Consider the following 20,571-nt stretch of genomic DNA (forward strand, 5'->3'; position numbering starts at 1 on the left):
GATCCGGTGACAAGTGAACTGGAAAAAATAGACCTTTTACGGGCGAGGCTGGGTGTTGGCTATAAGGAGGCCAAAGAAGCCTTAGACGAAGCAGAGGGTGATGTGGTGCAAGCCCTCATCAGCTTGGAAGAAAGAAGTAAGCACTGGAATGAAAAACTACATGGCAGAATCCATGGCAAGGGCAATGAAGTTGTGGGCCAACTGAAGACCCTGTTTGAAAAGGGGCAAAAGACGAAAATAAAAATTAAGAAAGAAGATAACACCGTGGCCGAGATACCTGCTACTGTAGGGGCCCTAGGAGTTTTGGGAGCCATAGCCAGCACACCCATTCTGATTGTTGGTGCACTGGGGACCATAGCTGGCTTAGCCAATAATTATCGCTTAGAATTTGATGACCGGAAGGATAATTGGGAACCGGAAATTGTGGTCCCGGATGAAACCGATAACGACTCTAGTAAACACTAAGTATTGACAACAAACAGCTCTTTTGGTAAATTCTTTGATATATAGAAGAATTGTATTTGGCAATGAAGGAAAAAGTTATCTGGGATACTGTCTTTTACAGCGAGCCGGGGGGGTGTAAGCCGGTAAAGCAGTCCGGGTACGGGGGTTCCTGAGCCGCAGGGGGAAAGCTCCCATGAGGGGTGAGTAAAACCTGCAAGTAATTAAGGTGGGCTGCCGAGCAGCCAAACAGGGTGGAACCGCGGGATACTCTCCCGTCCCTGACGTTATGTCAGGGGCGGGAGTTTTTATTTTGTGTTTGCATTTTGCATACCATCCAGATAATAACTGAAAGGTTAGTTTGGGTATGGTGTTATCCACCGCTCAACTCCATGCTCTGCGTCGACAGTACTAGGTTCACTCCAGACGGAATTGGGGTCGCCTCAACTCAACGTCCTGTTTCGGTTCGGCTAGCGCGCACGTCCTGTGCGCGCTCCCCCAATTCCGTCTTGCGTTCACCAAGTACTGTTACCGACGCTCCGCAAGTCGTTCGCTATGGAAAACACCATACCCCTGTGTCGTTCATTTTCCGTATTTCACAAAAACAAGTAATAGGAGGTAAAAACTTTGAACTTTCAAGAATTAATCCTGGCCCTCAACAAATTCTGGGCCGAGCAAAACTGCATTATCCAGCAACCTTACGACATTGAAAAGGGTGCAGGTACCATGAATCCGGCTACCTTTTTGCGGGCCTTGGGGCCGGAACCCTGGCGAGTGGCCTATGTAGAACCTTCCCGTCGTCCTACGGATGGGCGTTACGGAGAAAATCCCAACCGTTTGCAACACTACTTCCAATACCAAGTGATTCTTAAGCCCTCCCCGGACGATGTTATTCCTATTTATCTAGACTCGCTGCGGGCTATTGGCATTGATCCAGATAAACACGATATTCGCTTTGTGGAAGACAATTGGGAATCTCCTACCCTGGGAGCCTGGGGATTGGGGTGGGAGGTTTGGTTAGACGGTATGGAAGTTACCCAATTTACCTATTTCCAGCAATGCGGTGGCATCGATTGCCGTCCGGTCAGCGCAGAAATTACCTATGGATTAGAACGGCTAGCCATGTTTATTCAACAGAAGGACAGCGTGTATGACATTATCTGGGTGGACGACATTACTTATGGGGATGTTTATCACCAAAACGAAGTGGAACAATCAGGCTACAACTTTGAAGTGTCCAATGCAGAAATGCTCTTTGACTTGTTTGATATGTATGAAACTGAGGCCAACAGCATTCTGGAAAAGGGTCTGGTACTGCCCGCCTACGACTACGTACTAAAGTGCTCCCATGCCTTCAATCTGCTGGATGCCCGAGGCGCCATCAGTGTATCCGAGCGTCAGGGCTTTATTGCCCGGGTACGGCAAATGGCTAGGGCTTGCGCCCATGCCTATGTGGAGCAGCGTGAAAAACTAGGATACCCCCTCTTGAAGAAAGGTGGCAAAAAGAATGGCTAAGGATTTTTTATTAGAAGTTGGTATAGAAGAAATGCCGGCCCGCTTTCTGGGTCCAGCTCTGGCACAATTAAAGGACTTGACCTCTAAAACTCTGCAAGAGCAAAGAATTGAACATGGCTCCATCGAAACCTATGGCACCCCCCGTCGCTTGGTGCTTCACGTTAAGAATGTAGCAGAAAACCAAGCCTCTTTGGAAAAAGAAGTGAAGGGTCCGGCCAAAAAAGCTGCCTACGATGTAGATGGCAATCCTACCAAAGCCATCCAGGGTTTTCTACGTTCCCAGGGTGTAAACCTGGAAGATTTGGTGGTTCGCAATATTGGTCAAGTGGAATATCTATATGCTATTAAGCGGGAGGAAGGACGTCCCGCTGCCGAGGTGCTGGCCGAAATCTGCCCGGGGCTGATCACCGGCCTGCATTTTCCCAAGCCCATGCGCTGGGGTGATTTAGAGTTGCGTTTTGCCCGCCCCATTCGTTGGCTGCTCTGCCTTTTTGGTGAACAGGTCATTCCCTTTGAATTGGCCAACATAAAATCCGATTGTTACACCTTTGGTCATCGCTTCTTAGCCACTGGGAACCTGCCTGTGGCCAATCCCGAGGATTATTTTACCAAGATTCGGGCGGCCTATGTCCTGATCGACCCGGCAGAAAGAAAAGAACTTATCTGGCAGCAAGTGCAGGAATTGGCAGCGACCGAAGGTGGTAGGGTTGAAGAAGACGAAGACTTGTTAGATGAAATTACCAATATCATTGAATGGCCCTCAGCCCTCTGTGGTAGCTTTGATGCAGATTATTTGAAGCTTCCTGCTGCTGTACTGGTTACCCCCATGCGGGAACACCAGCGTTACTTCCCTGTCTTGGGGTCGGACGGCAAACTATTAAATAAATTTATTGCCGTGCGGAATGGTACAAAGGATTACATTGAAATTGTTACCGCCGGTAATGAAAAGGTTTTACGAGCCCGTCTAGCCGATGCCGCCTTTTTCTTTGAGGAAGATTTAAAGCAGCCTTTGGCTAATAAAGTCAACGGTTTGAAAAAGGTTGTCTTCCTGGAAGGCTTAGGAACCATTGCCGACAAAGTAGATCGGATCGGTGCCTTGGCGGATCATTTAGCCGAGGAGCTGGGAGCTGATGAGCATCAGCGAGAAAAGGTACAGCGGGCCGCTCTGCTGGCTAAGGCCGACTTGGTTACCAACATGGTTTTTGAATTTCCTGAACTACAGGGTGAAATGGGCCGCGAATATGCCCTGCGTAATGGCGAAGACAAGGAAGTGGCTGAAGCTATTTATGAACACTACCTACCGCGGAATGCCAGTGATCGTTTGCCGGCCAATCTGGCGGGTCGAGTTTTAAGTTTAGCCGATAAACTGGATAGCATTGTAGGTTGCTTTGCCATTGGTATTCAACCCACCGGTTCTCAGGACCCCTATGCTCTGCGTCGTCAGGCTTTGGGTATTTGCCACATACTAATCGAAGGAAGAAGCCACCTCTCCTTACGAGAACTTATCGCCTGGGCCTACCAGGGTTACAGCGAAGGTGTCGAACTAAAACATGATTTAGATCAAGTAACCTCCGAGATTGAAGAGTTCTTTAAGCAAAGAGTAAAGGGTATCTTACATGATCGGGGGCTTTCCTACGATACCGTGGATGCCGTGCTGGCTGTCGGCTTTGATGACATCGCAGATGTGCTGGACAGAGGACTGGCTGTGGCTGCATTCCGGGAATTACCCGCCTTTGCTGCGCTTATGACAGCCTTTAACCGGGCCAATAATCTGGCCAAACACGCTGCCGGTTTCGCGGTCCAGGAAGCCTACTTGGAGCACCCCTCTGAGCAGGAGTTATACAGCCGTCTGATGGCTCTACAGCAAGCCGTACAACCACTGTTACAGAGTCGCGATTATGCGGCGGTACTGCAGCAGGTTGCCACCATTCAGAAGTCGCTGGATGCCTTCTTTGAGAGTGTGATGGTGATGGTAGAAGATGAAAATATCAAAAACAATCGTTTAGCGTTATTAAAAAGCCTGGTTGAATTGAGTAAAAGTGTGGCAGATTTCTCAAAAGTTGTTGTTGAGGTTAAATAATTTTAAAAATAGGTAAAAAAATTTCGTAAAAGTAAGGATTTTTTTCTTGAAATGTACTATATTATAAGTATCATATTGATTAAATAGTATGTCACATTTAACGGTTGGGGGTGAGGGGATGGATCTTTCCCAAAGACAGGAAACCATTATAGAGATTGTTAAAAATCATGGCCCCATCACCGGTGAGCAAATTGCAGAGCAGCTCAACCTAACCAGAGCTACCCTAAGACCGGATCTATCTATTTTAACCATGGCCGGCTTGTTGGAGGCTCGACCGAGGGTAGGATATTTTTACAGCGGCAAAACCACCGACCGAGTTTTGGCCGACAAAATTACCCGCTTTAAGGTGGGTGATGTTAAGTCCGTGCCCATCGTGATACCTGAGAGCTGTACAGTCTATGATGCAGTGGTCACCATGTTTATTGAAGATGTGGGAACTCTCTATGTAGTCCGGGAAGGTGGTCTGCTGGAGGGTGTGGTTTCCCGGAAAGACTTGTTAAAGACCACCCTGGGTGGTCATGACATTCACAAACTACCGATCAGTGTTATTATGACTCGGATGCCTAACGTCCACATGACCCTAGAAAATGATTCGGTTTGGTTGGCAGCTGGCAAGCTGTTAAGCCATGAAGTGGACTCTCTTCCGGTAGTAAGAGCGGTGTCAGGAACCAATGAGAAAGAATATGAAGTGGTCGGTAGATTTTCAAAGACCAATCTAACCCGGATTTTTGTGGAGTTGGGTGAAGGGTCTTGAGGAGGGATTAGCCTTGATTGCACCAAAGGATGATAATCCGGTAGTCTATATTGTTTCTGATTCCATTGGTGAAACAGCGGAATTGGTAGCCAAAGCGGCAGTTAGCCAGTTCAACGGAGGGAACGTGCAAATTCGGCGGGTTCCTTATGTCAATGACCCTCAGGATATAGTAGATGTTGTAGATGAGGCTCAGGGACAGAATTGTATTATCGCTTTTACCTTGGTGTTGCCAGAACTTAGAGAGGTTTTGGTAAGGGAAGCAGATCGACATCATATACCGACCGTGGATATCATGGGGCCCTTTTTGGATTCTCTTACTCTTATTACCTCCGGTCCACCTAAACTAGAACCAGGATTGGTGCGTAAATTAGATGAGGAATATTTTCGCCGTGTAGAAGCCATTGAGTTTGCTGTTAAATACGACGATGGCAAAGATCCTCGGGGGATTTTGCGAGCAGACCTAGTACTTTTAGGGGTATCTCGCACTTCCAAAACGCCGCTTAGCATGTATCTGGCCAACAAACGCATTAAAGCAGCTAACGTACCCTTAGTACCAGAGGTGGCGCCGCCCCAGGAAATCTTTAACCTACCTCCTTATAAGGCCGTGGGTTTAACCATTAAACCACAACAGCTAAATGTAATACGAACCGAGCGTCTAAAAACCCTGGGACTCACTTCCCACGCAGATTATGCCAGCCACGAACGTATCTTAAAAGAGTTGGAATACGCAGAAGGCATCATGAAACGTGTGGGTTGCCCGATCATTGATGTAACCAACAAGGCAGTGGAAGAAACCGCCAGTAAAGTACTGGAAATTTACTACCGTGGTGAAAGACAAAGAGCTGAGAAGTGAGAAGTTATAAATTATAGAAATAAAAAAGAGGCGGGGTACTTATAGAGTGATTTGTGGAACCAGGAGGCAATTCGGCTTGCCCGAATTGCTTCTAAAAGTCCATCTTTCACCTCTCACTTCTTGTCTCTCAATAATTTAGGGAGGGAATTTTCTGGTGAGCAAAAAATTTGTCTATGCTTTTTCCGAAGGTAAAGCAGAAATGAAAGGACTCTTAGGGGGTAAGGGTGCTAACCTGGCTGAGATGACCAACATTGGTCTGCCGGTGCCTCCGGGATTTACCATTACCACCGAAGCCTGCAAAGAGTTTTATGTGGCCGGACGTCAATTTCCTGTTGGCATGGAACAGGAAGTGGAAGAAAAGGTAGCTTGGTTAGAGCAAACTCTGGGCAAAAAATTTGGTGATCCCAATGGCCCGCTTTTGGTATCAGTTCGCTCCGGAGCGGTTGTTTCTATGCCTGGTATGATGGATACGGTACTTAACCTGGGACTTAATGACCAAACCGTTATTGGTCTAGCTGCCAGCAGTGGCAATGCCCGTTGGGCTTACGATTGCTATCGCCGTTTTATCCAAATGTTTGGTAACGTAGTACTGGATATCGAGCATCATAAATTCGAAGGTGTTTTAGAAGACCAAAAATATAAAAGAAATGTCCAATTTGATAATAAACTGACTGCTGAAGATTGGCAGGAAGTGATTGAGAAATATAAATTTATTGTTCGCAAGGAGACCGGCAAAGACTTTCCCCAGGAACCCCGGGAACAACTGTATCAGGCTATTTATGCGGTGTTCAATTCCTGGGAAAACGACCGTGCTATTATCTATCGCAAAATCCACAAGATTTCTGACGACCTCGGCACCGCCGTTAACGTGCAAGCGATGGTATTTGGTAACATGGGTGACGACTGCGGTACCGGCGTAGCCTTTACACGTAACCCCTCCACTGGAGAAAAGCTGCTCTACGGTGAATTTCTCACCAACGCCCAGGGGGAAGATGTGGTGGCCGGCATTCGTACGCCTCAGCCCATTGCCAAACTGGCAGAGGAAATGCCGGAAGTTTTCCAGCAATTTGACCGTACTTGCACCTTGCTGGAAAACCACTATAACGATATGCAAGATATCGAATTTACCATTGAGAAGAATAAACTTTGGATGCTGCAGACCCGTAACGGCAAGCGCACTGCCCAAGCTGCCATTCGCATTGCCGTAGAGATGGTAGAAGAAGGAATCATTACCAAAGAGACTGCCATCACCCGGGTAGATCCTGCCCAACTGGATCAGCTACTACACCGCCGCATCGACCCTAATGCTAAAATTGATGCAGTGGCCAAAGGCTTACCGGCTTCCCCTGGCTCCGCCTGTGGTGAAGTAGTCTTCGATGCCGATCTGGCAGAAAAGCTTAACGAACAGGGACACAAGGTTATCCTGGTGGGTACCGAGACTACGCCCGATGATATTCACGGCATGGTGGCGGCCCAAGGTATCCTAACTTCCCGGGGCGGCATGACCAGTCACGCTGCTGTGGTGGCCCGGGGTATGGGTAAACCTTGCGTTTGTGGCTGTGAAGCCATTAAAATTGATCATGAGAACAGACAGTTTACCATTGGTACGATTGTTGTTAAAGATAGAGAAGTGATCTCCATTGATGGCTCCACCGGCCAAGTGATCCTGGGTGAAGTACCCATGATTGAGCCGGAACTGTCCAAGGAGTTTCAAAGATTACTGCAGTGGGCTGATGAAATTCGTACTCTGGGTGTCAGGGCCAACGCGGATAATCCCGAGGATGCTACCAAGTCCAGAGAGTTTGGTGCCGAGGGTATTGGCTTAACCCGTACTGAGCACATGTTTATGGCTTTGGATCGTCTCCCCATTGTTCAGAAAATGATTTTGGCTGCCGATATCGAAGAAAGGGCCGAAGCCCTGGCCCAATTGCTGCCCATGCAAGAAGAAGACTTCTACGGTATTCTAAAGGCTATGGACGGTCTGCCTGTTTGCATTCGTTTGTTGGATCCTCCACTCCATGAGTTCATGCCTAATGCGGAAGAACTATCGGTGGAAATTACCAAATTAAAGCTTACCGGCGGCAGTGAGGCAGAAATCAAGCATAAGGAGGAACTGCTACGTAAGGTTCGCTCTCTATCTGAGTTTAACCCCATGCTGGGCCACCGGGGCTGCCGCTTAGGCATCACCTGGCCGGAAGTGTATGCTATGCAAGCCCAGGCTATCTTCCAGGCTACCGCACGGCTGGTTAAGGAAGGGTATCATGTGGGGCCTGAAGTGGAAATTCCTCTGGTTATCGACGTAAAAGAACTAATCTACCTGCGTGAGCTGGTAGAGAAGGTGGCTGAAGAAGTGAAGCAAGCCACCGGTGTTGATTTCCACTACGGTGTAGGCACTATGATTGAAGTACCAAGGGCAGCCCTGCTGGCTGATGAAATAGCCGAACGGTCAGAATTTATTACCTTCGGTACCAATGACCTGACCCAGACAGCCCTAGGTTTCTCCAGGGACGACGCGGAAGGTAAATTCCTACCACCTTACATTGAAAAGAAAATCCTCAGCGACAACCCCTTTATCGTACTAGATCGTAAAGGTGTAGGGAAACTGATGCAGTGGGCAGTGGATCACGCTCGACGGGTGAAACCGGAGATTTCTATCGGTATCTGCGGTGAGCATGGTGGCGAGCCTAACTCCATTGAATTTTGCCACTCCATCGGTCTAACCTTTGTTAGTTGCTCTCCTTACAGAGTACCGATCGCCCGTTTGGCAGCTGCTCAGGCAGCAGTAAGCAATAAAGGCCAATCGAAGTAGCTTATATATCAAGGGTTTGATGGATTTAGTATAAAATAAAGCAAGGGTATTATTTCTTAGTAATTTAAGAGATAATACCCTGTTTTTTATAGTTTTATTGTGAAGTAGTATCATTTTAGTTTAGTCAGGAAACTCGTAAAACCGGGAATAATCACCTAATAAGGACGAGAATATCTAGATGCAAGTTTATGGTGCTTTATAGAGATTTGTTACAATAGCAAAAGGATTTACACGACCCGAATAATAATATATGATCGTTATTTACAAAGACCATAACAACGACATATAAAATGATTATGAACAAAAGTCACTATTCTCTAATTACACTGGAGGTTTAGCAATGCAGGATGCTATTTTTATCAATCCCGTGGGGATCGTGAGATCGGATTACAAGAATACCAAAACCTTGCCACTTTCAGGCCAACATCAGGCACAGATTGAAATTTTTCCTCAATATGCGGAAGCCCTTCATCGCGTAGAAGATAATTCACATCTCTGGGTACTGTCCTGGTTTCATCTGGCTCCACGTCATAGACTTAGTAACACTTTGGGAAAATACAACCCAACTTTACCCGAATACGGCGTATTTGGTCTGCGTACTCCCGGCAGGCCAAACCCGATAGCTCTGTCCCTGGTTAGATTACTAAGTGTAAAGGAAAATATTCTCTATGTTGAAGGACTTGATGCAGTTGACCAGACGCACGTTATTGACATCAAACCCTATAAGGAAAGTGACACTATTTTTTCACCCCTAACTCCATTCATTTATCCCCTTGATAAAAAACATAGGGTTAATAAAATTTTCAAACAGGCTTTAGCACATCATCAAGAAGAATGTCTAGCTTTACGCATGGCTGTCCGCATGGCAGCAATGGCTCAGGAGGAATTCGGGCACCTTAATACACCAGATTTGAAGGTATCTGTTAAAGGTTCAGCCTGCCTCGCTGATTCGCTTCAAGGAATTACCCGGGCCAGGTTGGCTAACCCTGCCAGGTTTCATTTTATAGCTTCTGATACCACCAGCCAAAGTACCTGGCAAAAAGCTGATCGAGTCCTTGTCATCGAAGCCCATGGACAAGTGGATTTAGCAAGTATTATGGCTTTGCCTGATAAGGAGATATTCTTAATTAACAGATATCAAACACAAGGCAGGTCGACTTACTAGCTGTTATTTGGTCTTATATGGTGACCAAAAACAACTTTCTGTCATAAGGTATAACATCACCTTTGCGAATGAAAGGGAGTATACCCGTGGCAAATCATGAACCGACAATCCCCCTAAGTTGTCCAGTCGGATTTAATGAACGTTATACCATAGAAGCAGGCGACACAATGTTCAAGATCGCCCAACGCTATAACATCAATGTAGCTACCCTAGTAGCCGCCAATCAACATATTCCAAATCCTAACCTGATCTATCCTGGCGATATCATCTGTATCCCCTCTGTCCCTACCCCTCCTACAACGGCTCAAGAAACCATCGTATTAGCCACCACTACCAGTACGGTTGATACTGGTTTATTGGAATTTTTACTGCCTAGATTCGAAAGTATGACCAACTTTAAGGTAGACGTAAGATCAGTGGGTTCTGGTGAAGCGTTGGCCTTGGGGGAAAAGGGAGAGGCTGATGTACTCTTAACCCACGCTCCTGATGCAGAGCGAGAGTTGGTAGACCAGGGAATCGTAACGAATTACCAGCAGGTTATGCACAATGACTTTGTAATTGTGGGACCTTCTTCAGACCCGGCAGGTATTAAGGGCAGCACGTCGGCAAGCAGAGCTTTCCAGGGTATTGCAAAAAAGCAAGCACCCTTTTATTCCAGGGCAGATAAGTCTGGAACTAACCTACGAGAATTGGAGATTTGGTCCAAGGCCAAAATTGAACCATCCGGCCCTTGGTATATCCGTGTTGGTAAAGGCATGGCGGAAACACTGTTGGATGCTTCAAAGGGTCAAGGTTATACCTTGTCTGACCGTGGGACTTATCTAGCCATGAGCAGAAATATTGACCTGCAGATACTCGTGGAGGGAGACCCTATGTTGCTTAATATTTATCATGTCATGCAGGTAAACCCAGAGAAATTTCCTAATGTTAATGCAGCAGGCGGCAAAGCCTTTGTTGAATTTATGATCTCTCCGGAAACCCAACGGATAATTTGTGATTTTGGCAAAACACTGTATGGTCAGTCGTTGTTTATTGCTGATCGAATACAATGTTAACTAGATCTGGAATTGTCAAAAGAGCAATTTATAAAGGAAGAATTAGGGAATACAGGAAATTAGGTTATCAAGTTGTATGAGACCTCCAAAACAGTCAGCATTTTGCATTTCTTCTGGAGAAGTTTCATATACAATGAAAGATGGGTACTGTTTCTTGCTGATTTTTAAGAGACAGTACCCTTTCTTTTTATATAAATGTAAAGGAAGCTTGATAAAGCAATAAGGACCAATCGAAAATAAACAGCTAAAAAAGACCTTATATAATGGATAAAAAAGGTGCTACTACTGAAATCCTAAACAAATTTTAGAAGCAGCACCTTTAAATTTTTTCTAAAAGTTTAATCAGGGACGCTATCGACAGAAATGCTACTATGCAGTACAATGTAGCCATGCTACTATGCACCGCAATATAGCAAGTGCGTACTGAAAGGTGGGTTAGATTTTGTTTGATAAATCACAGTTAATGCGCGGAACGTTAGAGGGGTGCATCTTAAAGATTATCAGTTTAAATGTAACATATGGATATGAAATTATGGAAAAACTTAAGAACTATGGTTTTGATGATATTCAGGAAGGGACAATATATCCATTGCTTGTAAGATTGGAAAAGAAAGGCCTTATCCTTGCTGAATTTAGGCCCTCTCCACTAGGGCCAAGTAGAAAGTATTACTTTATAACAAATGAGGGCTTAGAAACATTGAATTCTTTTGAGGTATATTGGAACAGCATTTCCATTGCTGTAAGAAAAATTATAGATTTGGAGGGCAAACAATGAACCTGTTGAAAAAATTGCGTAAGGAGAATAATATGCAGGACAAACTATTGTCGAAAGAAAGCAATGCCATTATTACGGACATGGTATGCTATCTCAGGTCCTCTGACCTATGTGGATATGATATCGAAGTCATACGTAAAGAATTAACGGGTATGGCGTTAGAAACACAATTGAGAAATGAAAAATTCAATGATATTATCGCCGAGGATTATAAGGCTTTGTGCGACGAACTGATGAAAAACGGAAGTAAAAAAACACGATATGAAAAAGTATTGGAAATAGTCTATATTCTTGTATATGGTATTTTTGTGTTGTATCTTGCGGAAATTGTTTTTTCATCTACAATAATTAATATATTTAAATCAGGTCAATTTTCAATGCAGATTACGCTAGGGTTTGTTATTTCAACCTTGATAGCTGTGGGAATGGGATTTGGCGTTTACTATTTCATAACTAAGAATTCCTTTGAGCTATCAAAGAAAAAACGCAAAACGCAAGTGTTATTCATTATAAGTTTTTCAGCAGTTTGGACAACAGCAGTATTATCAAGATTATTCATGGGGAAGATATTTTTATTGACCATAAACTGTTTATATCCAATTGTATTACTGGGACTTGCAAGTTTGATTATAAAGTTTTTAAACGACAAATATGCAAACAGTTTTTTTAAGGTATAATAATTAGCATTTTCAGGTTATTGAATGAGTAGTTGATAACAACGAAGATGGGTCCATTTTGCTTGGCAGCAGTCCAGGCTAAGGTTATTCAACAAAGACCAATCGAAGTAAGGATTTAAATAGTCGGGTAGGGGCCTTACCTATGAAGGATTAAGAGGTTTTGTATAAAATAGAGAGAGGGTACTAACTCTTAGTTCACTAAGAGTTAGTACCCTCTCTTTTTCAATTCAGGGAGCTCATGGGATTTGGGTGTGCAGAGCGCTGGAACGGTGCTGTGTATCATATAATGTTTTTCGCCTTGGTCAATTTTTAAAAAGTTGCCTATTGACAAGGGTGGTCTATAATATTAGACTACAAAACATAACAAGTCTATAAAAATAGACCAAAGGAGATAAGCTATGAATAAATTAGATCTTTGCGAAAGTGAATATCGTTTTGCAAGTATTGTTTGGGAAAATGAGCCCCTTGGCTCTGGAGAATTGGTAAAGCTTTGTAATGAAAAGCTCGGGTGGAAAAAATCTACTACTTATACCGTTTTGAAAAAGCTGTGCGAAAGGGAAATATTAAAAAACGAAAATTCAACCGTTTGTGCTATTGTTAAACGAGAACAGGTGCAGAAATTTGAAAGTGAGCAGTTTATTGACAAAACCTTTAACGGCTCATTGCCCCAGTTTATTACAAGTTTTATGAGCGATAAAAAGTTGTCAAAGGCCGAGGCAGATGCGCTTAAAAAACTGATTGACAGCTATAAGGGGTGATAAACATGGAAGATTTCTTGTCGGCTTTGTTTCTTAAAGTACTTAATATGAGTATTACCTCAAGTTATGTCATTTTATTTGTTATGATTGCGCGGTTGTTTCTGAAAAAAGCTCCTAAGATTTTTTCCTATACTTTATGGGCGGTTGTATTGTTTCGACTTTTATGCCCATTTTCCTTTTCCTCTGCGTTTAGTTTTTTAAAAGCTGTCACCCCAAGCTCAGGTAAAATGGATTATATCTCTTCCGATGTTGGTATGATGGTACAACCCCAGATAGAAACCGGGATAGATAAAGTAAATTCAATAGTAAACAGTTCTTTACCGGCAGCAACACCATATGCCAGTGCAAATCCTATGCAGATTATCATGTTTATTCTTTCTGTTATATGGGTACTTGGTGTTCTGATCCTAGTAATTTATAGTGTTTCATCATATTTCTTATTAAAACAAAAAGTCAGCACAGCTATGCTTTTGCAGGACAATATTTTTGAGTGCGAAAATATTGCCACACCTTTTGTACTTGGAATAATTAATCCTAAAATTTATCTGCCAATAGGACTTTCGCAAACAGAAAAAAGCTTCATTTTAAGGCACGAGCAAACCCATATCAGACGATTGGATTATATCATTAAACCTTTTGCATTTTTAGTGCTTTGTGTTCACTGGTTTAATCCCTTGGTGTGGATCAGCTTTGTACTTATGAGTCGTGATATGGAAATGTCCTGTGATGAACAGGTAATCAAGGAACTTGGCACAGAAATCAAAAAGGATTACAGCGCGTCCTTATTATTCCTGGCAGTAAACAGGGGAATGATCAATGGAAGTCCTCTTTCCTTCGGAGAAACGGGTGTAAAAGGGCGTATAAAGAACGTACTAAATTACCAGCGCCCTACTTTGTGGGTAATTGTTGCGGGAGTAATTGTTGTTGCAGCCATGGTGATAGGACTTGCCAGCAATCCTAATGCCGCTGCCAGTGATAATGATGCATGGGACAGAGTGTCTTATTTTACGCCGGATGCCAAGCAAGCTATGGAGATTTATATAAAGGCACTTCGTGAAAGTGATTATCTGACACAGCTTTCTCTTGCTCATGCTGAGCCCTTTGATCCGAAGGGACAGGAAATTTGGGACACTATAAAAATTAATCATGTAAAAGTTATTAAAGAGGATGTACGTGAAAATAAGGCTTGCTATTGGTTAGAATTGGATATTAAGGATGGAGGAAATTCTGCTTTTGAGAAAGGGGTTTTCCCCCGATGGCTGTGGCTGGTAAAAGGTGAGCAGGGTTGGTATGTCGAAGGTCTGATGACAAGCGGACCACCAATTGCAAATTGGTGGCTTTCCGGAAATAAACAAGAGAAAGAAATAAGTATTGATGATTTAACAGAAAGATCAATTATCACAAGTGATCGCTACAAGAACACAGAATATCCCTTGATCGCGGAACTTCCGAAAGAGGATATTTATTTATATGGGCTAAAGCCTACCGGTGTAGTGCTTAGATATGGAGATAAAATTCAATTTTTTAATTGGGAATATACAACGCCGAGATTTATTTTGCCTGTTTTACATAAATACGATCTAGATAATGACGGTGAAGATGAAATTATTTGTGTGCTTAATGTAGGTTCAGGTACAGGATTATCCCTTTATGAATTACATGTTTTAAAGCTTTCTGGAACATCCGGCTATGTTGACTATATGTTTAGTGATTACTTAGAACAAATGAAAACTATGCTTTCCACTGCTTATCATAAAAAGGAAAATAGTATTGTAGTAAAAACTAATAATAATAGTTACATCTATGATATTCCCATAGAATATCAAAAGCTTACTTATAAAAATGTAGCTTATGGAAATATTGTTTTCTTTGACATTTCAAATGGTTTGAAAATAAAGATACCACTTGGTGTGTTGTTTGACGAGTTTGTAAGCCCGCAGTTTTTTGAGGATACTATATTTTTTGAAGGAGATATTGTGTTTAAAAATGGTAAATTTCAAATTACAAGTCCACAAATAACAAATAAGTAATGAGGGGTATATTGCTTGCCTTTTACTGAAAATCGATTGATTACATAGCACATAAGAGGTGTAAAATGCTGAAACTACGGGAAGTTGATTGATGTCGATAAAAATCTCTGCTAAACTCTCCGACTATGGTTAGGGGTTCGAGTGAGTGGAATCAGGCTCTTAACAAAATAATTCAGAGACAAGAGAGGACAGCACTAACATTGGAAAACGTATCAAATGTAAATAAATTGGAATCAATAAAATCCTTCCAATCGACAATCAGTAAATCCGAAAAGGCCTTAGCTCATATGACTCAGAAAGGCGCAAATACTACCTTATTAAAGAAACGACTCAAAGCTCTTTACATCGGCTTAGCCATGCTAGAAAATATTTGGAATCAAAGACCCCATTATTATACCCTAGAAGATTTAGCAGAAGCTCGCAATGTTCTTACTGGTTTATTCCCATCAATTGAGAACATTTATGCTAAGTCAAAGGCAGATAGTCCTCAAAGAACGCTTTTAGAAAGAAGAATTAAAGCATTGGAACTAGCTGTTCAAGCGATTGACGATCTTTCCAAATCACACATGTGAAGTGTTTAGTAAGTATACAAAGGAAGAATTAGTGGAAATTCTAGTATTCAAGAGCGAGATTTTCACCTTCACATCTGATGGTGATGGGCTAAAGAATAAAGAGAAGATTAGTAAACTAGAGGTATAATCCATTGGTATATAGTAGAGTGAACGTGTCAACCACCGATAATTTTAGTGATTGGCTAATGCTTTGATTATTTAAAAGATGTAAGATCTTTAGCATGATTTTAGCTGTGCGTGTAAAATTATGCTATAGGTCTTTTTTACTCCTCATATGAGAAATTGAAAGTGGACTTTCGGTAAAAAGAAAGGGGATTGTATATGTGGTTTGCAAAATCACAAGAGGAAGTTCTCAAAGAATTAAATGTAAACCCGGCTACAGGTCTGTTTGCAGAGGAAGCAAAGGCAAGACTTGAGAAACATGGGGCCAACAAGCTTAAGGGAAAGCCCAAGAAAAGTCTGATTTCATTATTTTTTGCACAGCTTCAGGATATGCTGATTTATGTTTTGCTGGGTGCCGCAGTAATTACTGTTTTAATTGGTGAGTATGTAGATGCAATTATTATCCTATTGGTTGTAGTGCTAAATTCAGTGATCGGTGTATTCCAAAGGTACAAAGCAGAAAAAGCCATTGAAGCTTTGCAAAAGATGACGGCACCCAAATCGTTGATCAGACGTGATGGTGAAGTGAGAGAAATCAGTTCCGAAGAAATCGTACCGGGTGACATCGTAGTTGTGGATGCAGGAAGATATATACCCGCTGATATAAGATTGATAGAAACTGCTAACCTGCAAATAGAAGAATCAGCTTTAACAGGCGAATCAGTGCCCACAGAAAAGAATGCAGATGACATACATGAGGATCCCAATACGCCCATAGGGGATAAATCAAACATGGCATTCATGTCTACACTGGCTACATATGGCAGAGGCGAAGGCGTAGTTGTGGCAACGGCAATGGAAACTGAAATCGGTAAAATTGCCAAGATACTTGATGAGGATATTGAAGGGATGACTCCTCTGCAAAAGAGGCTGGAAGAGCTTGGCAAGACACTAGGATTTATAGCTATCGGCATATGTGCTCTAATATTTATCATCGCTTTTTTCCAAAAGAGAGATTTATTCGAAATATTTCTCACTGCCATAAGTTTGGCCGTAGCGGCTATTCCAGAAGGACTTCCCGCAATCGTGGCAATTGTTCTTGCCCTTGGGGTAACAAGAATGTCGAAGATCAATGCCATTGTGAAGAAGCTCCCGGCGGTTGAAACGTTAGGTTCTGTCAATATTATCTGCTCTGATAAGACAGGAACCCTGACCCAAAATAAGATGACCGTTGTAAAGTTCTACACCTTGGACAACCTGAAGAGTGTTCCTACAGAGGGAATAGGCTTTACTCCGGAGGCAGACGAAAAGGAATTAATCAAATCCTTTGTTTTATGCTCTGATGCTACCTATGAAAATGGGGAAAGTACAGGAGATCCTACAGAAGTTGCATTAGTCGTACTTGGTGAAAAATATAACCTTTCAAGAAAAACACTTCATGCCAAATATAAGAGGGTAGGAGAAAAGCCTTTCGATTCCGATAGAAAGTTAATGTCTACCTTGAATCAGGAAGAAAAAGGCTATAGAGTCCATACAAAGGGTGCCATAGATAATATTTTAAAGATATCAAAAAATGCTTTGGTGAATGGCGTTGTGGTGCCTTTAACAGAAGAATTGAAAGCAAATTACCTAAGGGTTGCCGAAGAAATGTCGGACAATGCGTTGCGAATTCTCGGCGTAGCCTGTAAAGACATGGCTGGCATGATCAGCCCAGATGAAATGGAAAAGGATTTAACTGTTATCGGTCTAGTGGGCATGATCGACCCACCCAGGCTAGAAGTGAAGGATTCCATAACCAATGCCAAAGGGGCCGGCATCACACCGGTTATGATCACTGGAGACCATAAAAATACAGCAGTTGCCATAGCCAAAGAGCTAGGTATTGCATCCTCAATGGAGCAAAGTATTACTGGTGCTGAAATAGATGAGCTATCGGAAGAGGAATTCACAAGAAGAATAAATAACTATCGGGTATTTGCCAGGGTATCACCAGAACACAAGGTTAAGATCGTAAAGGCCTATCAGTCACATGGAAACATAGTATCCATGACGGGAGACGGAGTCAACGATGCACCTTCACTGAAAAATGCAGATATAGGAGTAGCAATGGGCATTACAGGCACTGACGTTTCAAAGGGTGCCAGTGACATGATCCTCACTGACGATAATTTTACAACCATCGTTCACGCCATAGAGGAAGGCAGAAACATATACAGCAACATTAAGAAATCAGTGGTTTTCCTTCTTTCCTGTAACCTGGGTGAAGTGGTTGCGGTATTTGCGTCAGTACTTTTTTTCTGGCCTGTACCACTGTTGCCGACACAGATTCTATGGATAAACCTCATTACAGATACACTCCCGGCAATAGCTCTTGGTGTGGATCCAGGGGATAAGGATGTGATGAAGAAGAAGCCGAGAAACCCAAAGGAAAGCTTCTTTGCAGATGGAGCCGCATTTAGAGCGATACTTGGCGGTACATTGATCGGAGTGGTTACACTGGCTGCATTCTTCTATGGTTTGAATGAGTTTGGCTACAAACTAGGGTCAAAAGACATACCTGAACCTGTGCTGACATATGGCAGAACAATGGCTTTTGTAGTTCTTGCAGCTTCACAGCTGTTCTATTCATTGACAATGAGACATTCAGCAAAATCAATATTTCAGATTGGATTGTTCTCCAATAAGTATTTGGTTGGTGCCATCACGATAGGATTTATCCTACAGCTTGGTGTCACTTCAGTACCTTTCCTGGCAAATGCATTCAGTCTTCAAATGCTTTCAGCGAGAGACTGGGGACTTGCCGTCATGTTTGCTTTGATACCGCTTATTATCAATGAAATTATTAAATTAATTGGAACCAGCCAAGAAAAGGGCAACCAGAATTCAAAGGGCTGATACCATAATGAAATAATTAACGTGTCCCATAATTGTGAAAAAATAAGATTGGTCTTTGATGATACCCGATACTTATTCATTAAGGATTTGAACAGTGAATCGACATCCCTGAGAAGCTTCTAAAAAGTAATGGTGGGGATAAATGCTCTGAAAGGCAGGAGAAGATGTGGTTGATAACCTGAAATCGAGCGAGTCGTTTGGCGGGATTGAGAATGTTCCCGGACTGATACATCATGACTTAAAGGTGTCTGGAGGCCCAATATCTGTATATGAAGCTGGCTCAAAGGAGAAACCTGCTGTTATGATGCTTCACGGAGCGATGTATGATGAAGCTCGATTTATATGGGATCAGATGTTTCCATTTCTAAGCAAGGATTATCACGTATTTGCCCTTGACACACCCAGACACGGCAAATCGCGGCCGTGGGAAGGAAATCTGGATCATTTGAGACTGATGGATATTTTACACGGTACATTCTGCAGTCTAGGGCTTGAACGCTTTAGCTTAGTTGGCCTTTCCATGGGCGGGAGCCTTAGTATTGAATATGCATCGCTGCATCCAAAGCGTGTTGCATCAATGGTGCTGTTCGAACCGGGAGGACTGGGCGATAGGATTGACCTGGAGTTCATAACATGGCTGTATATAAAAATGCCCGGAATGCTTAGAATGCTTAGTAAAAAATATATCAGGTCAAATCATGACTCTATCAGAAAAATGCTGGATTCCATCTTCGTGGGCAGTACAAAGCCAACCGACCCTGATAGGCTTGTTGCTATTCTGGAAGATGAAATCAAAGGCAAGCATGATTACGGTGAAAAGGATATGGACGATTGGCAACTGAATGCCATCGGACCATTCAGACTGAAGTGGAACCTGCTAGACAGAATTCCACTTATAAAGTGTCCTACATTGTGGCTCAGGGGATCGGACAGTGTCCTGGTAAAGCAGCACGAGATGGAAAGAGCAGTCAGGCTGGCAAAACAAGGCGGCACGGAGGCCACATTAGAAATCATCAAGAACGCAGGGCACATATTGCCATTGGAACAACCGGAGAAGGCAAATATGGCGGTGAAAGTTTTTCTGGATAAGACGATATCGACAAGGAATATTCAATCTTTGGAGGAATTTGAGGATATTCAGTAAAAGCAAAGAAATTAAGATTGAGTATATAAGAATTTGAGCCAATATGTTCGATTAAACCTATATTGAGGCAATAAAAGGAGAGAATGGAAAGCATGTTAAAACAAGAAGAAATGATTTTAATGATTTGAGATAAAGGAATAAAAGATGAAAGAATCGATTCTATACTGATGTATGGTTCTTTTACCCAAAGTTCTGGAGATAGATTTTCAGATATAGAATTTTATATTTTTGTGGATGATATTTACTGTAAGGAATTTGATACTAAAAAATGGATTTCATCTGCATGTCCAATATATACTCATTTTTTTAATGAGTATGGTTCAGAAGTGGTCATATTTACTAACTTGATCCGTGGTGAATTCCATTTTTTACCTCGTAGTGAGATGACAATTATCGAATCCTTTGCAAGTGTGGGCTATTTTCCAGATATCAATTCTATGTGTCTCTGTGACAAAAATGGTAGACTTCGAAAATCACTGCAGGCTTTACAAGATTGTAAAGTAGAAAGACAGACAGCAGAGAATGTTGAATTTATATTCAATAACCTACTAAATGCAATTCTGTTTGGAATAAATGTGTTTAAAAGAGGTGAATGGGCTCGTTCATTAGAATGTTTATATTATTCTCAAAAATATTATTTGCAACTAATAAGGTTACTTGAAAATAAAACAGAACATTGGGTAAACCCATTTAAAAGTTTGGAGAAGGAAATCTCAGTTTCTGCTTATGAATCATACAGGAAATGTACATCAAACTTAGAACCATCATCCATTTTATCTTCATATAAAAATTTGCTGAAGGAAAGTAAGAATAATATCAATATCTTAAAGTTAAAATATAGCATTACCGATTTTAATGAGTTAATAGATAATATAGAAAAGTATATAGAATCTCATATATAGTATTACTTATGACGAAAGGCTATAATCTCTGTAGCCTTTCGTAT

Annotated in this window: 16 protein-coding genes; all 16 read left to right on the forward strand. The window is 42.4% G+C overall.

Annotated elements, in window-relative coordinates; all coding sequences use genetic code 11:
* The first annotated feature begins 6 nt into the window (after positions 1-6).
* The 16 genes from BUA78_RS15340 (at position 7) to BUA78_RS15415 (ending at position 20,527) form a co-directional block, all read left to right on the forward strand.
* The gene (locus tag BUA78_RS15340; RefSeq protein ID WP_072916285.1) at positions 7-465 is read left to right on the forward strand and encodes a DUF4342 domain-containing protein; all 459 of its coding nucleotides are present in this window, start codon (positions 7-9) and stop codon (positions 463-465) included.
* A gap of 603 nt (positions 466-1,068) precedes the next feature.
* Complete coding sequence (gene glyQ / locus BUA78_RS15345; RefSeq protein WP_072916287.1) at positions 1,069-1,956, forward strand: glycine--tRNA ligase subunit alpha; 888 nt, start codon at positions 1,069-1,071, stop codon at positions 1,954-1,956.
* On the forward strand, positions 1,949-4,036 hold the full coding sequence (gene glyS, locus BUA78_RS15350) for a glycine--tRNA ligase subunit beta (RefSeq protein WP_072916290.1): 2,088 nt from the start codon (positions 1,949-1,951) through the stop codon (positions 4,034-4,036). Before glyQ ends, glyS begins: the two co-directional genes overlap by 8 nt.
* Before the next feature lie 118 nt (positions 4,037-4,154).
* A complete protein-coding gene (ccpN, locus tag BUA78_RS15355; protein WP_072916292.1) occupies positions 4,155-4,790 on the forward strand; it encodes a transcriptional regulator CcpN in 636 nt (211 codons plus the stop codon).
* On the forward strand, positions 4,777-5,643 hold the full coding sequence (locus BUA78_RS15360; RefSeq protein ID WP_072916294.1) for a pyruvate, water dikinase regulatory protein: 867 nt from the start codon (positions 4,777-4,779) through the stop codon (positions 5,641-5,643). Before ccpN ends, BUA78_RS15360 begins: the two co-directional genes overlap by 14 nt.
* A gap of 151 nt (positions 5,644-5,794) precedes the next feature.
* Positions 5,795-8,452: a pyruvate, phosphate dikinase gene (ppdK, locus tag BUA78_RS15365; protein ID WP_072916296.1), complete on the forward strand. Its 2,658-nt coding sequence runs from the start codon at positions 5,795-5,797 to the stop codon at positions 8,450-8,452.
* A gap of 340 nt (positions 8,453-8,792) precedes the next feature.
* Complete coding sequence (tsaA, locus tag BUA78_RS15370) at positions 8,793-9,617, forward strand: tRNA (N6-threonylcarbamoyladenosine(37)-N6)-methyltransferase TrmO (protein ID WP_072916298.1); 825 nt, start codon at positions 8,793-8,795, stop codon at positions 9,615-9,617.
* An 86-nt stretch (positions 9,618-9,703) separates the two neighbouring features.
* A complete protein-coding gene (locus BUA78_RS15375; protein WP_238456849.1) occupies positions 9,704-10,672 on the forward strand; it encodes a substrate-binding domain-containing protein in 969 nt (322 codons plus the stop codon).
* 442 nt (positions 10,673-11,114) lie between these two features.
* Complete coding sequence (locus BUA78_RS15380) at positions 11,115-11,447, forward strand: PadR family transcriptional regulator (protein ID WP_072916303.1); 333 nt, start codon at positions 11,115-11,117, stop codon at positions 11,445-11,447.
* Positions 11,444-12,124: a hypothetical protein gene (locus BUA78_RS15385; protein WP_072916307.1), complete on the forward strand. Its 681-nt coding sequence runs from the start codon at positions 11,444-11,446 to the stop codon at positions 12,122-12,124. Before BUA78_RS15380 ends, BUA78_RS15385 begins: the two co-directional genes overlap by 4 nt.
* Before the next feature lie 398 nt (positions 12,125-12,522).
* A complete protein-coding gene (locus BUA78_RS15390; RefSeq protein ID WP_072916310.1) occupies positions 12,523-12,882 on the forward strand; it encodes a BlaI/MecI/CopY family transcriptional regulator in 360 nt (119 codons plus the stop codon).
* 5 nt (positions 12,883-12,887) lie between these two features.
* Complete coding sequence (locus BUA78_RS15395) at positions 12,888-14,912, forward strand: M56 family metallopeptidase (protein WP_072916312.1); 2,025 nt, start codon at positions 12,888-12,890, stop codon at positions 14,910-14,912.
* A gap of 200 nt (positions 14,913-15,112) precedes the next feature.
* Positions 15,113-15,484, forward strand: a complete 372-nt coding sequence (locus BUA78_RS15400; RefSeq protein WP_072916314.1) for a hypothetical protein — start codon at positions 15,113-15,115, stop codon at positions 15,482-15,484.
* A gap of 321 nt (positions 15,485-15,805) precedes the next feature.
* Positions 15,806-18,481 (forward strand): cation-translocating P-type ATPase, encoded by a 2,676-nt coding sequence (locus BUA78_RS15405; RefSeq protein ID WP_072916317.1) that lies wholly within the window; start codon positions 15,806-15,808, stop codon positions 18,479-18,481.
* A 166-nt stretch (positions 18,482-18,647) separates the two neighbouring features.
* The gene (locus BUA78_RS15410; RefSeq protein WP_084082460.1) at positions 18,648-19,625 is read left to right on the forward strand and encodes an alpha/beta fold hydrolase; all 978 of its coding nucleotides are present in this window, start codon (positions 18,648-18,650) and stop codon (positions 19,623-19,625) included.
* Between the two features lie 167 nt (positions 19,626-19,792).
* Entirely contained in the window at positions 19,793-20,527 is a 735-nt protein-coding gene (locus tag BUA78_RS15415; protein WP_084082461.1) for a hypothetical protein, read from the forward strand.
* The last annotated feature ends 44 nt before the right edge of the window (positions 20,528-20,571 follow it).

Source organism: Desulforamulus aeronauticus DSM 10349 (assembly GCF_900142375.1).
Taxonomy (GTDB): Bacteria; Bacillota; Desulfotomaculia; order Desulfotomaculales; family Desulfotomaculaceae; genus Desulfotomaculum; species Desulfotomaculum aeronauticum.